Here is a 13,763-nt window from a genome sequence, read left to right on the forward strand (position 1 = left end):
CATGAACAACAAGACTGTCCATTTCCTGCTGCTGGCGCTGGCCGCCGCGGCCATAGGCGCCGGCGGCTACTGGCTCGGCAGCCAGTCGCAGCCGGGCAGCAGCAACACCGCCGCCCCAGCCGCGCCCGAGCGCAAGCCGCTCTACTACCGCAACCCCATGGGCCTGGCCGATACCTCGCCGCTGCCCAAGAAGGACGCGATGGGCATGGACTACATCCCCGTCTACGCGGGCGAGGACGAGCCCGGCGCCGCCGGCACGCTGCGCATCAGCACCGAAAAAATCCAGAAGCTGGGCGTGCGCACCGAGCCGGCCAGCATGCGCCTGCTTGGCAAGACGCTGCGCGCGGCGGGCCGCATCGAGGCCGACGAACGCCGCAGTTATGCGGTGAGCGCCAGGTTCGAGGCCTATGTCGAGCGCCTGCATGTCAACACCACCGGCCAGGCCGTCGCCAAGGGCCAGCCGCTGTTCGAGGCTTACAGCCCCGAACTGCTGGCCGCGCAGCGCGAGTACCTGCTGGCCAGGCAGGGCGTCGAGGCGATGCGCGAGGCCGGCGTGGAGGCGCAGGCCAGCATGCGCCAGCTGGCCGATGCCAGCCTTGCGCGCCTGCGCAATTGGGATGTTCCGTCGGCGCAGCTGGCGGCCCTGGTGCAGTCGGGCCAGGCGCAGCGCAGCATGAGCTTCGCGTCGCCGGTGGCGGGCATCGTCACCGAGAAGAAGGCGCTGCAGGGCATGCGCTTCATGCCGGGCGAGCTGCTGTTTCAAATCACCGACCTGTCCAGCGTCTGGGTGATCGCCGATGTGGCCGAGCAGGACATCGCAATGGTCAAAGTCGGCGCCAGGGCGCGCGTCAGCACCAGCGCCTATCCGGGCGAAGTCTTCGAGGGGCGCATCGCCTACATCTATCCCACGCTGAAGGCCGAGACGCGCAGCGTGCCGGTGCGGGTGGAACTGGCCAACCCCGGCCTGCGCCTCAAGCCGGCCATGTTTGCCCAGCTTGAGCTGGCGGTCGGCGGCAGCACGCCGGTGCTGGCGGTGCCGGAATCCGCCGTGATCGATTCCGGCACGCGGCGCATTGCCCTGGTGCAGTTGGGCGAGGGGCGCTTCGAGCCGCGCGAGCTTGAGCTCGGCGCACGCACCGAGCATTACGTGGAGGTGCGCAAGGGCTTGCGCGAGGGCGAGCGGGTGGTGGTGGCGGCGAACTTCCTGATCGATGCCGAGAGCCAGCTCAAGGCCGCCGTGGGTCCGGTCGGTCCGGTCGGTCCGCTGGGCCAGGTGGGCCAGGTGGGCCAGGGGGGCCAGGGGGGCCAGGGGGGTCCGGTGAGTCATCGCGCCGAAGGCACGCTGGACGGCATCGACGCCGGCCAGGGCACGCTGAGCATCACGCATGGGCCGGTGGCGAGCCTGAAGTGGCCGGCCATGACGATGGAGTTCAAGGCCGCCAACGCGGCCCTGCTGGCCGGCCTCAAGCCGGGTCAGGCGTTGCGCTTCGAATTCGTCGAACGCCAGCCGGGCGACTACGTGGTGACGGCCATCGCCGCACAGGCCGCCAGCGCCCCGCCGGCCAGCCACGCCGGCCATTGAGAGCAGGAGCACGCCATGCTGTCCAAGCTCATCCAATGGTCCGGAAACAATCGCTTCCTGGTCCTGCTCGCCAGCCTCTTCATCGTCATCGGCGGCGTGGTGGCGCTGCTGAAGACGCCGCTGGACGCCCTGCCGGATCTGTCCGACGTGCAGGTCATCGTCTACACCGAGTTTCCCGGCCAGGCGCCGCAGGTGGTGGAGGACCAAGTGAGCTACCCGCTCACCACCGCGATGCTGGCGGTGCCGAGGTCCAAGGTGGTGCGCGGCTTCTCCTTCTTCGGTGCCTCCTTCGTCTATGTGATCTTCGAGGACGGCACCGACATCTACTGGGCGCGCAGCCGCGTGCTGGAGTATCTGAACTTCGCCGCGAGCCGGCTGCCCAAGGGCGTCTCGCCCGCGCTCGGGCCCGATGCCACCGGCGTCGGCTGGGTCTACCAATACGTGCTGTTGGCCAAGGACCGCACGCTCGCCGAGCTGCGCACCATCCAGGACTGGTATCTGCGCTACCAGCTCACCAAGGCGCCCGGCGTGGCCGAGGTGGCCTCGCTGGGCGGCTTTGTGCAGACCTACCAGGTCACGGTCGATCCGATGAAGCTGCGCAGCTACGGCATCCCGCTGATGAAGGTCGCGCAAATCATCCGCGACTCCAACCGCGACGTGGGCGGCCGCGTGCTGGAGATGGCCGAGACCGAATTCATGGTGCGCGGCCGCGGCTATCTGCGCGGCAAGGGCGACATCGAGGCCCTGGTGCTGAAGAGCGAGGGCGGCACGCCGGTGCTGATACGCGATGTGGCGCACGTCGAGCTGGCGCCCGATGAGCGGCGCGGCCTGTCCGAGCTGAACGGCGAGGGCGAGGTGGTCTCGGGCATCGCGATGTCGCGCTTCGGCCAGAACGCGCTGGAGGTGATACACAACATCAAGGCCAAGGTGGCCGAGGTCTCGGCGGGCCTGCCGGAGGGCGTGTCCATACAGGCCGTCTACGACCGCTCGGAGCTGATCCATCGGGCCATCGCCACGCTCACGCGCACCCTGGCAGAGGAGAGCCTGATCGTCGCCGCGGTCTGCATCGTGTTCCTGATGCATCTGCGCTCGGCGCTGGTCGCCATCCTGATGCTGCCGGTGGGGGTGCTGATCGCCTTCATCGCGATGCAGCTGCTGGGCATGAACTCCAACCTCATGAGCCTGGGCGGCATCGCCATCGCCATCGGCGCGATGGTGGACGCCGCCATCGTGATGATCGAAAACGCGCACAAGCACCTGGAGCGGCTGCCGGCCGCGCACACCGCCCGGCAGCGTGCCGACGCGATGCTGGCGGCCTGCCAGGAGGTCGGGCCGGCGCTGTTCTTCTCGCTGCTGATCATCACCGTGTCCTTCCTGCCGGTGTTCACGCTCGAATCGCAGGAGGGGCGGCTGTTTGCGCCGCTGGCCTATACCAAGACCTTCGCGATGGCCGGCGCGGCCCTGCTGTCGGTGACCCTGGTGCCGGTGCTGATGCTGCTGTTCATCCGCGGCAGCGTCATGCCGGAAGCAAAGAACCCGCTGAACCGCCTGCTGATCTGGATCTACCGCCCAATCATCGCCGGCGTTATGCGCTGGAAGAAGCTGACGATTGCGCTGGCGCTGCTCGCGCTGGCCGCCAGCTATTTCCCCGCCGCGCGGCTGGGCAGCGAGTTCATGCCCACGCTCGACGAGGGCACGCTGCTCTATATGCCGGCCTCGCTGCCGGGCATGTCCATCACCAAGGCGGCCGAGCTGATGCAGACCCAGGACAAGATCATCAAGAGCTTCCCCGAGGTGGCCTCGGTCTATGGCAAGGCGGGGCGTGCCAACACCGCCACCGACCCCGCGCCGATCGAGATGTTCGAGACCGTCATCAACCTCAAGCCGCAGCAGGATTGGCGGCCCGGCATGACGACCGACAAGCTGATCGCCGAGCTGGACCAGGCGCTGCAATTCCCGGGCGTGTCGAATGCCTGGACCATGCCGATCAAGGCGCGCATCGACATGCTCTCCACCGGCATACGCACGCCCATAGGCATCAAGGTGTTCGGCAAGGACCTGGGCGAGATGGAAAAGCTCGCGCAGCAGATCGAGGCCGTGGTCAAGCGCGTGCCCGGCACGACCTCCGCCTTCGCGGAGCGGCTCACCGGCGGCAGCTATCTGGACATCGAGCCGGATCGCGAGGCCCTGGCACGCTACGGCCTGTCGGTAGGTGAACTGCTGGACGTGATCGGCAGCGCGCTCGGCGGCGAGCTGGTCACCACCACGGTCGAGGGGCGCGAACGCTTCGGCGTGACGGTGCGTTATCCGCGCGAGCTGCGCAGCCACCCCGAACAGATCGCGCGCGAGGTGCTGGTGCCCGTCATGGGCGGCGCCATGCTGCCGCTGGGTCAACTGGCCCGGGTGAGCGTGGCGCGCGGCGCGCCGGGCATACGCACCGAGAACGCCCTGCTGTCGGCCTATGTCTTCGTCGACATCCGCGGGCGCGACATCGGCTCCTACGTGGCCGACGCCCGCAAGGCGGTGGCCGAGCAAGTGAAGTTCCCGCCCGGCTATTACATCTCCTGGAGCGGCCAGTTCGAGTACATGGAGCGCGCCATCCAGAAGATGAAGCTCGTCATCCCGGTGACGCTGCTGACCATCTTCCTGCTGCTCCACCTGAACTTCCGGCGCCTCACCGAGACCCTGATCGTGATGCTCTCGGTGCCCTTCGCCCTGGTGGGCGGGGTCTGGCTGATGTGGTGGCTGGGTTACAACCTCTCGGTGGCGGTGGCGGTGGGCTTCATCGCCCTGGCCGGCGTGGCCGCCGAGACCGGGGTGGTGATGCTGATCTACCTGGACCATGCCTGGCGCGATGCCCAGGCGCGCTGCGCGGCCGCGGGGCGCGCAGCCGGTGCGGCCGAGCTTTATGCCGCGGTGATGGAGGGCGCGGTGGAGCGGGTGCGGCCCAAGATGATGACGGTGGTGGCCATCATGGCCGGCCTGCTGCCCATCATGTGGGGCAGCGGCGCCGGCTCCGAGGTGATGAGCCGCATCGCCGCGCCCATGGTGGGCGGCATGATCTCCTCCACCGTGCTGACGCTGGCGGTGATACCGGCGCTGTATGCGCTGGTGAAGCAATGGGGATTGACGCGAGCAAGGCCCAACGGCCAAGCTTGATCAAGCAAGCAAGCTCGCCGGGAGTCGCCATGTCACATCCGCACATCGTCATCATCGCCCTGCTGGGCGCCCTGCCCCTTGCCGCCGCGGCGCAGGGCCAAAGCGCGCAAGTCGTCAAGCCGCCGCAGGTCCAGGCCTGGATAGACCTGGCCACCTTCAGCGGCATGGGCATGGGCGCGGGCGGCGGCCATCCGATGGCGGTGCTGGGTGGGATGTTCGGCGGCGGCGGCAGCGCCAAGAAGGACGAGGCCAACCGCTTCGGCCAGACCCAGGCCATGGCCGCAGGCCGCTGGATGGACGTGACGCTCTACAGCCGCGCCAACCCCAGGCTGGCCGAGGCCCAGCTCAGCGTGCCGGCCGGCATGCTGATGAGCCCGGCGCTCAGGCTGCAAAGCCCGCCTGAGGTACGCGCCGCGCCGCCCGATCCGGGTGACGAGCGCGTCGTCGAGCCCGAGCAGGAACAGCAGCGGCCCAAGGGCAGGATGCTGCTCTACTGGGGCTGCGGCGAGACGGTGCGCGCGGGCCAGCCGCGCGTGATCGATTTCGCCACGGCCAGCCCGGCCGAGCTGGCCAGGCTGTTTCAGTCGCGCCGCGCCACCCAGCGCGGCAGCCATGCCGCCAGCGGCCGCCCGCTCTGGCCCAGCCGCGACGACACCCGCATGATCCCCGCCGCGGCCTCGCTGGTGGGCGAGCATGGCTTCAGCGCCGCCGGCTTTTTGCCCGAGGGCATGTTCCGCTTCCAGATCCCGGCCACGCAGGACCTGATGCCCGCCATCGCGCTCAAGCAGCAGGAACGGCAGGGTGCCACGCATCTGGAGTGGCAGGCCCTGCCGACGGCGCGCGCCTACTTCATCTCGGCGATGGGCGCGCGCGACCAGGACGAGATGGTGATCTGGACCAGCAGCGAGCAGCCCGATATGGGCTTCGGCCTGCAGGATTACCAGACCAATGCCGCGGTGGACCGCTGGCTCAAGGAGCAGGTGCTGCTGGCCCCGCAGACCACGCGCTGCAGCGTGCCCAAGGGCGTGTTTGGTGGCGGCGGTGGCGCGATGCTGCGCATGATTGCCTATGGCAGCGAGCTGAACCTTGCGCATCCGCCGCGCCCCAGCGATGTGAAGCTGCCCTGGGAACCGCAATGGGCGCTGAAGCTGCGCCTCAAGTCGGTGGCCTCGGCCATGCTGGGCATGGACATGGGCGAGATGATGATGATGGAGCAGGAGCAGCGCGGGCAGCCGGCCAAGGGCGAGGATGCCGATGAAGCGGCCAAGCAGCCGCCGGCCAAAAAACCGGGTGTCGCCGATGTGCTGAAGGGTTTGTTCGGTCGCTGAGGCGGGACCGAGCTTGAGCCCTGCGGCTCAAGCGACGCCCGCCGAAGGACTCGGCGCCTGCCCGCGCCGGGGCTGAGGCGGGACCGAGCTTGAGCCCTGCGGCTCAAGCGACGCCCGCCGAAGGACTCGGCGCCTGCCCGCGCCGGGGCTGAGGCGGGACCGAGCTTGAGCCCTGCGGCTCAGGCGACGCCGGCCGAAGGACCCGGCGCCTGCCAGCGCCGAGTCTGAGCCCCGCGCCTCAGTCGCGCAGGGCCGGCAGCAAGGCTTCGATGTCCTCGACGCCACGCCGCTCGCTGGCGGGCGCCAGCGGAGCCAGGGCGTTCAGTGCCTCGCTGCTGAGCCGGCCCACCAACTGGCCCAGCTCGCTGAAGCGCAGGCCCTGGCGCACCAGGAAGGCGATATAGCTGTGGCGCAGCGCCTCGGGCGTGAGGGCGCCCGCGCCATCCAGCTGGGCATCGTGCGCGGTGGCGGCGACGATCATGCGCAGCTCGTCGGCCTGCAGGGCCCGGCCCGCCGCGTTCTGTAGCAGCGGAAGCTCGGGCGCGCCAGCGGCATTCAGCGCCCAGGCCGCGCGCAGGGGCGCCGCCAGCGGCAGGCGGCGCGCGTCGGCGCCCGGCACCTGCAGCTGGCCGCGCTTGGCATCCACATGCTGCAGCTGCAGGGCCAGCGACTCCTCCACCGTCAGGCCGCACAAGAGCGCCGCCAGCACCGGCCGGTGCTCGGGCGTGGCGGCTGCCAGCAGTTGGGCGATCTCCTCGGCGCGCAGCTCGCGCGGCAGCGCCTGCGCCAGCAGCGCGCGCTCGGGCGCGGCCGCCAGCGGCGCCGGCGCATGCACCACCGGCAGGCCCATCATGGGCTGGGGGATCACCACCGTGGTGGCCAGCGGCGCGGGCGCCTCGCTGCGGTTGAAGAACTCGAAGAACCAAACCGCCAGAAATCCCAGCAGCAGCGCGCCCGCCAGCACCAGGCCGGCATCGCGCCAATAGGCCGGGCTGCTGGGCGCCGCGGGCGTGACCGCCGGCTCCAGCACCAAGAGTTGCGGGCGCCGCGCGCGCTCGCTGGACTCCAGCGCCAGCAGTTTCTGGCGCGCTGCCTGCAGCAATTGCTCCAGGCCATGGACCTCGGCCTGCATGACCTGGTAGGCGCCCAGCTGCTGGCTGGCGGACTGCAGCTCCTGGCGATCGCCGCCCAGCTGCTGCTGCAGGCGCTGCACCGTGGCCCGGGTGGAGGCCAGCTCCTCGCGCGCCTCGGCCAGCGCCATCTGCTGCGACCTGCCGCGCTCGCTCTCGAGCTGCTGCTCGAGATTGGCGATGCGCGCCTTCAGCGCGCGCGCGCTGGGGTCCATGTCCAGGTATTGCGGCGTGTACTGGCGCTCCATGCCGCGCCAATCCTCGCGCGCCTGCGAGAGCCGCGCCTCCAGGCCGGCCACCGTGGGATTGTCGCGCGCCTGGGGCAGGCGCTTGCCCTGGGCCACGGCCTGCTCCAGCGCCGCCACCTTGCCCTCGCTCACCGCCTGGCGGTCGTTGGCCTGCTGCAGCGAGAGGTTCAGGCCCTTGAGGCGTGCGAGTGCCTGGTTTTCGTCGCGCTCGCTGGAGACGATGCGATTGCGCTGCCGGTAGCCCTCGGCGGCCTGGCGCTGCTGGGCCAGCCTGGCCTCGATCACGCGGATCTCCTCGCGCGCCGCATCCAGCTTCTCGTTCGAGGCCAGGCTGCCGCTCTCGCTCTGAGCGCGCCGGTACACCTCCACCAGGGTGTTGACCAGGGGCGCCACCAGCGCGGCATCCGGGCTCTGCGCCTGCAGCTGCAGCAGCTGGCTGTCGGCCACCGGCCGCACCGAGAGCAGCTGCTGCACCGCCAGCACCGGGTCATCCGCCCCCGGCTTGATCAGCCCCTGGGCGCTGAGCTGCTCCACCGCCTGCTGCACCAGGGCGCGGCTGCGCAGGATCTCGCCCTCCAGCTGCAGCGCCGGCGCCACCGGCGTCAGCGTCGCCGCGGCCGAGGCCGCGCCCGCCACCAGGCCCGGCGCCGGGATGATCTGCAGCTTGGCACTGGCCGTGTAGACGGCGCTGCGCATGAAATCCAGCCCCAGGCCCAGCAGCAGGCCGAGGCCGAACACCAGCGCAAAGACCTGGAGACGGCGGCGCATCGCCAGGCTGCGCGGCGCCGGCCCGCCAAGGCCGGTGTGATGGTGAAGATGGTGCAGGCTGGCCGCGTGAAGGGTGCGATGAGGCATGGAAGAAGGCGCTTTCTGCGGGCGGCCCGGAGCGGGCGCGTAGGCGCGACTATAGACAAGCGTCGACATTGATGTTCGTCATGTCACAAGGTCTGGCGCGGGCGAAGAATCGGCAGCACCCATTCAGGGGGAGTGCAGCCCATCATGTTGCAGATCCGTATTCACGGCCGTGGTGGCCAGGGCGTGGTGACGGCGGCCGAGCTGCTGTCGCTCGCCGCCTTCGAGCAGGGCCGCCATGCCCAGGCCTTTCCCAGCTTCGGCTCGGAGCGCACCGGCGCGCCGGTGGTGGCCTTTTGCCGCATCGCCGAGCGCGAGATCCGCCTGCGTGAGCCCATCCTGGCGCCCGACGTGCTGATCGTGCAGGACCCGACGCTCTTGCACCAGGTGGACGTGTTCCAGGGTCTCAAGCCCGATGGCTATGTGTTGATCAACAGCCGGCGCAGCTTCGACGAACTGGGCCTGGCCGAGGTGGCGGCGCGCTTCCTTTTCCACGAGCGCCTCACCACCGTGCCGGCCACCGAGATCGCGCTCAAGCACCTGGGCCGGCCCCTGCCCAACGCGGTGCTGCTGGGCGGCTTTGCGGCGCTCTCGGGCCTGGTGTCGCTGGCGGCGGTGTCGCATGCCATCCGTGACAAGTTCAGCGGCAAGCTGGCCGACGCAAACATCGCCGCGGCCGCCGAGGCCTTCGAGTTCGTCCGCCAGGAAATGCAGGAGCTTGCGCGCCATGTTGAAGCAATGTGAAGGCTCGCAGGCCGTGGCGGAAGCGGTGGCGCTGTGCCGCCCCGAGGTGATCTGCGCCTACCCGATCTCGCCGCAGACGCATATCGTCGAGGGCCTCGGCGAGCTGGTGAAGGACGGCAGGCTCAGCCCTTGTGAATTCATCAATGTGGAGAGCGAGTTCGCGGCCATGAGCGTGGCCATCGGCGCCTCGGCGGCGGGCGCGCGCAGCTACACCGCCACCGCCAGCCAGGGCCTGCTCTTCATGGCCGAGGCGGTCTACAACGCCTCGGGCCTGGGCCTGCCGATCGTGATGACGGTGGCCAACCGCGCCATCGGCGCGCCCATCAATATCTGGAACGACCACAGCGACGCCATGAGCCAGCGCGACTGCGGCTGGATCCAGCTCTTCGCCGAAACCAACCAGGAGGCGCTGGACCTGCATATCCAGGCCTTCAAGCTGGCCGAGGAACTCTCGATGCCGGTGATGGTGTGCATGGACGGCTTCATCCTCACCCATGCCTACGAGCGCGTGGACATGCCGGCGCAGCAGGAGGTCGACGCCTTCCTGCCTCCCTACGAGCCGCGCCAGCTGCTGGACCCGGCCGAACCGGTGTCGATCGGCGCGATGGTCGGGCCCGAGGCCTTCATGGAGGTGCGCTATCTGGCGCATGCCAAGCAGCTGATGGCGCTGGAGCTGATCCCGCGCATCGCCGAGGAATTCGCGGCGCGCTTCGGCCGCGCCTCGGGCGGCCTGCTGCGCGGCTACCGCTGCGAGGACGCGGACACCATCGTGGTGGCGCTGGGCTCGGTGCTGGGCACGCTCAAGGACACGGTGGACGAGCTGCGCGAACGCGATGGCCAGCGCATCGGCGTGCTGGGCATCCATTCCTTCCGCCCCTTCCCGCTCGCCGCGGTGCGCGCCGCGCTGCAGGGCGCGCAGCGCGTGGTGGTGCTGGAGAAGAGCTTCTCGGTGGGCCTGGGCGGCGTGGTCTCCACCGACGTGCGCCTGGCGCTCTCGGGCCTGCAACTGCACGGTTATACCGTGGTGGCCGGCCTGGGCGGGCGCGCCATCACCCAGGCCTCGCTGCAGCGCATGCTGCTGCAGGCGGTGGCCGATTCGCTGCCGCCGCTGAGCTTCCTGGACCTGGACGAAGGCATCGTGCAGCGCCAGCTGCAGCGCGAGGCGCAGATGCGGCGCAGCGGCCCGATTGCCGAGAACCTGCTGCGCGATCTCGGCACAGTTGCTTCCAAGGTGGCCTGAATGAGTACTCAGCCTATTAGGTTCTATCAAACAGGCACCTTCACGGTGGGCAACCGCCTGCTGGCGCCCGAGCAGCGCAGCGTGCAGGCGTCCAGCGAGCGCAGCAACTCGATCAACTCGGGCCACCGCGCCTGCCAGGGCTGCGGCGAGGCGCTGGGCGCGCGCTATGCGGTGGACGCCGCGATGCGCGCCACCCAGGGCCAGCTGATCGCCGCCAACGCCACCGGCTGCCTGGAGGTGTTCTCCACGCCCTACCCCGAGAGCTCCTGGCAGCTGCCCTGGATCCATTCGCTGTTCGGCAATGCCGCGGCGGTGGGCACCGGCATCGCCGCGGCGCTCAAGGTCAAGGCCCTGAAGGCCGGCATGAGTGAAAGCGCCACGCGCGTGATCGCTCAGGGCGGCGATGGCGGCACGACCGACATCGGCTTCGGCTGCCTCTCGGGCATGTTCGAGCGCAACGACGATGTGCTCTACATCTGCTACGACAACGAGGCCTATATGAACACCGGCGTGCAGCGCAGCTCGGCCACGCCGCCGGCCGCGCGCACCGCCACCACCATGGCGGTGGGCGCCGAGCCCGGCGCGTCCTTCGGCCAGGGCAAGAACCTGCCGCTGATCGCGATGGCGCACGAGATCCCCTATGTGGCCACCGCCACCGTGGCCGATCTGCGCGACCTGGAGGCCAAGGTCGAGCGCGCCATGAGCATGCGCGGCGCGCGCTACCTGCACATCCTCGTGCCCTGCCCGCTCGGCTGGGGCGCCGCCAGCTCGGAGACCATCAGGCTCGCCCGGCTGGCGCGCGAGACCGGCATCTTCCCGGTCTTCGAGGCCGAGCATGGCGAGATCACCCGCGTCACCAAGATCCGCCACCGCGTGCCGGTGGACGAATACCTGAAGCCGCAGAAGCGCTTTGCGCATCTGTTCGGCACCCCGGGTCAGCCCGAGATGCTCGCGCGCATCCAGGCCGATGCCGACAAGAACATCCGCCGCTTTCAATTGCTGGATTCCGAGGTGCCGGCATGAGCATGCAAAAACCGTTCGCGATCACGCTCGATCCCGGCTCCTCGCTGGCCAACAAGACCGGCTCCTGGCGCACCGAGCGCCCGGTCTATGTGGACCGCCTGCCGCCCTGCAATGCCGAATGCCCGGCCGGCGAGGACATCCAGGGCTGGCTCTTCCATGCCGAGAGCGGCGCCTACGAGGCGGCCTGGCGCCATCTGACGCGCGACAACCCCTTCCCCGCCATCATGGGCCGGGTCTGCTATCACCGCTGCGAGGCGGTATGCAACCGCGGCCGACTGGACGAGGCGGTGGGCATCAACTCGGTGGAGCGCTTTCTGGGCGACGAGGCCATCAAGCAGGGCTGGCAGTTCACGCCACCGGCGCACGAGTCGGGCAAGCATGTGCTGGTCGTGGGTGCCGGGCCCTCGGGCATGTCGGCCGCCTACCAGCTGCGCCGCCTGGGCCACCGCGTCACCGTGCTGGAGGCCGGCCCCATGCTGGGCGGCATGATGCGCTTCGGCATCCCCAAGTACCGCCTGCCGCGCGCGGTGCTGGAGGCCGAGCTGCAGCGCATCGTCGCGCTGGGGGTGGAGGTCAAGCTCAACTGCAAGGTCAGCGACCTGGACGAGGCCATGCGCGTGGGAGGCTATGACGCGGCCTTCCTGGCGGTGGGCGCGCATATCGCCAAGCGCGCCTTCATCCCGGCCAAGGATGGCGCCCACATCCTCGACGCCGTCGCCGTGCTGCGCTCGATGGAAGGCGCCGAGAGGCCCATGCTGGGCCGCCGCGTGGTGGTCTATGGCGGCGGCAACACCGCCATCGATATGGCGCGCACCGCCCGCCGGCTGGGCGCCACCGAGGCCATCATCGTCTACCGCCGCACGCGCGCGCAGATGCCAGCGCACGACTCCGAGCTCGAGGAGGCGCTGGAGGAGGGTGTGATGGTGAAGTGGCTCTCGACCATCAAGCATGCCGATATGGATGCCAATGGTGGCGCGCTGATGATCGAGAAGATGACGCTGGACGCCGAGGGCCGCCCCCAGCCCACCGGCGAGTTCGAGCTGCTGGAGGCCGACTCGCTGGTGCTGGCGCTGGGGCAAGACGTGGACCTCTCGCTGCTGGACCGGGTGCCAGGTCTTGCCATGAAGGACGGCGTGGTGCAGGTGGACCCGGCCACCCTGATGACCGGACACCCCGGCATCTTCGCCGGCGGCGACATGGTGCCGGCCGAGCGCAACGTCACGGTGGCGGTGGGCCATGGCAAGAAGGCCGCGCGCAGCATCGATGCCTGGCTGCGCGGCCAGGTGCTGGACCGCCCACTTCCCAAGCACGCGCCCGCCAGCTTCGAGCGCCTCAACCCCTGGTACTACAGCGACGCGCCCAAGACCCTGCGTCCGCAGCTGGACCTGGCGCGCCGCAGCAGCAGCTTCGATGAGGTGCAGGGCGGGCTCAGCGCCGAGAACGCCTTGTTCGAGGCACGCCGCTGCCTGAGCTGCGGCAACTGCTTTGAATGCGACAACTGCTACGGCGTCTGCCCCGACAACGCCGTCATCAAGCTCGGCCCCGGCCAGCGCTTCGAGTTCAACTACGACTACTGCAAGGGCTGCGGCATCTGCGCGGCCGAATGCCCCTGCGGCGCGATCGAGATGCGGCCGGAGCAGGTTTAGCCAGGATGGCGGCATGAACAAGCCCTCCGAGACCGCCCTCATCACCGGCGCCTCCTCGGGCATAGGCGCGGCGTTGGCTCGGCGCTTTGCGCGTGCCGGTTTCAATGTGGTGCTGGTGGCGCGCAGCGCCGACAAGCTCGCGGCCCTGGCCAAGGCGTTGACGGCCGAGCATGGCGTGAAGGCCTGGGCGGTGGTGGCCGATCTGGCCCGACCCGATGCTGCCGCCGACCTGGCCAGCGCGATGAAGCGAGCGCGCCGGCCCATCGACCTGCTGGTGAACAACGCCGGCGTGCTGGCCCATGGCAGTTTTGTGGAGATGCCGGCGCAGCGCCACCAGCAGCTCATAGACCTGAACATCAGCGGCCTCACTGCCATGCTGGCCGCCTTTGTGCCGCCCATGGTGGCGCGCGGCCGCGGCCGGGTGCTCAACGTGGCCTCGATCGCGGCCTTCCAGCCGGTGCCCAGCCTGGCCAGCTATGCCGCCAGCAAGGCCTATGTGCTCTCGCTCACCGAGTCGCTGTCGGAAGAGTTGAAGGGCACCGGCGTGAGCATCACGGCGCTATGCCCCGGCATCACCGCGACCGGCATGCTGGAGCAGGCACGCGCCGAGCATGCCGAACTTGCCAGGCTGCCCGGCCTTGTGATCGGCAGCGCCGAGGCGGTGGCCGACGCGGGCTTCGAGGCCTGCATGCAGGGCGAGGTGATCTGCGTGCCGGGCGTGCTCAACCTCGCCACCATGCTGGCCGGCCGCGCCACGCCCAAGTGGCTGCTGCGGCGCGTCAGCGGCGCGCTCTCCCGGAGCTTGAAGTAG

Annotated in this window: 9 protein-coding genes; 8 read left to right on the plus strand and 1 reads right to left on the minus strand. The window is 69.8% G+C overall.

All coding sequences use genetic code 11. The annotated features are described in order from the left end of the window. Position 1: 1 nt before the first annotated feature. The 3 genes from WG898_RS01575 to WG898_RS01585 are packed head-to-tail and all read left to right on the plus strand — an operon-like array spanning position 2 to position 6,069. Complete coding sequence (locus WG898_RS01575) at positions 2–1,582, plus strand: efflux RND transporter periplasmic adaptor subunit (RefSeq protein ID WP_339601028.1); 1,581 nt, start codon at positions 2–4, stop codon at positions 1,580–1,582. A gap of 15 nt (positions 1,583–1,597) precedes the next feature. Next, the gene (locus WG898_RS01580) at positions 1,598–4,741 is read left to right on the plus strand and encodes an efflux RND transporter permease subunit (RefSeq protein WP_339601029.1); all 3,144 of its coding nucleotides are present in this window, start codon (positions 1,598–1,600) and stop codon (positions 4,739–4,741) included. 29 nt (positions 4,742–4,770) lie between these two features. Continuing rightward, complete coding sequence (locus WG898_RS01585) at positions 4,771–6,069, plus strand: hypothetical protein (protein ID WP_339601030.1); 1,299 nt, start codon at positions 4,771–4,773, stop codon at positions 6,067–6,069. 238 nt (positions 6,070–6,307) lie between these two features. Here WG898_RS01585 and WG898_RS01590 read toward each other — a convergent pair whose 3' ends face one another. Beyond that, positions 6,308–8,302: a GumC family protein gene (locus WG898_RS01590; RefSeq protein WP_339601031.1), complete on the minus strand. Its 1,995-nt coding sequence runs from the start codon at positions 8,300–8,302 to the stop codon at positions 6,308–6,310. Between the two features lie 144 nt (positions 8,303–8,446). On the opposite strand from WG898_RS01590, the gene WG898_RS01595 reads away from it, so the two are divergent. From WG898_RS01595 to WG898_RS01615, 5 genes are read left to right on the plus strand one after another with little or no spacing between them, the layout of a single operon-like run. Beyond that, on the plus strand, positions 8,447–9,043 hold the full coding sequence (locus WG898_RS01595) for a 2-oxoacid:acceptor oxidoreductase family protein (RefSeq protein ID WP_339601032.1): 597 nt from the start codon (positions 8,447–8,449) through the stop codon (positions 9,041–9,043). Beyond that, positions 9,027–10,283 carry a pyruvate ferredoxin oxidoreductase gene (porA, locus tag WG898_RS01600; RefSeq protein ID WP_339601033.1) on the plus strand — a complete coding sequence of 419 codons (1,257 nt, stop codon included), beginning with the start codon at positions 9,027–9,029 and terminating at the stop codon, positions 10,281–10,283. Before WG898_RS01595 ends, porA begins: the two co-directional genes overlap by 17 nt. Next, positions 10,284–11,306 (plus strand): thiamine pyrophosphate-dependent enzyme, encoded by a 1,023-nt coding sequence (locus WG898_RS01605; RefSeq protein WP_339601034.1) that lies wholly within the window; start codon positions 10,284–10,286, stop codon positions 11,304–11,306. 2 nt (positions 11,307–11,308) lie between these two features. Next, on the plus strand, positions 11,309–12,952 hold the full coding sequence (locus WG898_RS01610) for an NAD(P)-binding protein (protein ID WP_339601602.1): 1,644 nt from the start codon (positions 11,309–11,311) through the stop codon (positions 12,950–12,952). 13 nt (positions 12,953–12,965) lie between these two features. Next, a complete protein-coding gene (locus WG898_RS01615) occupies positions 12,966–13,763 on the plus strand; it encodes an SDR family NAD(P)-dependent oxidoreductase (protein ID WP_339601035.1) in 798 nt (265 codons plus the stop codon).

The organism is Paucibacter soli (genome assembly GCF_037482845.1).
Lineage (GTDB): Bacteria > Pseudomonadota > Gammaproteobacteria > Burkholderiales > Burkholderiaceae_C > Paucibacter_B > Paucibacter_B soli.

Bases quoted from the DNA above. Each gene is read 5' to 3' on its own strand.
- WG898_RS01615 (WP_339601035.1), top strand. From the start codon at position 12,966: ATGAACAAGCCCTCCGAGACCGCCCTCATCACCGGCGCCTCCTCGGGC.
- WG898_RS01585 (WP_339601030.1), top strand. From the start codon at position 4,771: ATGTCACATCCGCACATCGTCATCATCGCCCTGCTGGGCGCCCTGCCC.
- WG898_RS01575 (WP_339601028.1), top strand. From the start codon at position 2: ATGAACAACAAGACTGTCCATTTCCTGCTGCTGGCGCTGGCCGCCGCG.
- WG898_RS01580 (WP_339601029.1), top strand. From the start codon at position 1,598: ATGCTGTCCAAGCTCATCCAATGGTCCGGAAACAATCGCTTCCTGGTC.
- WG898_RS01610 (WP_339601602.1), top strand. From the start codon at position 11,309: ATGCAAAAACCGTTCGCGATCACGCTCGATCCCGGCTCCTCGCTGGCC.
- porA (WP_339601033.1), top strand. From the start codon at position 9,027: ATGTTGAAGCAATGTGAAGGCTCGCAGGCCGTGGCGGAAGCGGTGGCG.
- WG898_RS01605 (WP_339601034.1), top strand. From the start codon at position 10,284: ATGAGTACTCAGCCTATTAGGTTCTATCAAACAGGCACCTTCACGGTG.
- WG898_RS01590 (WP_339601031.1), bottom strand. From the start codon at position 8,302: ATGCCTCATCGCACCCTTCACGCGGCCAGCCTGCACCATCTTCACCAT.
- WG898_RS01595 (WP_339601032.1), top strand. From the start codon at position 8,447: ATGTTGCAGATCCGTATTCACGGCCGTGGTGGCCAGGGCGTGGTGACG.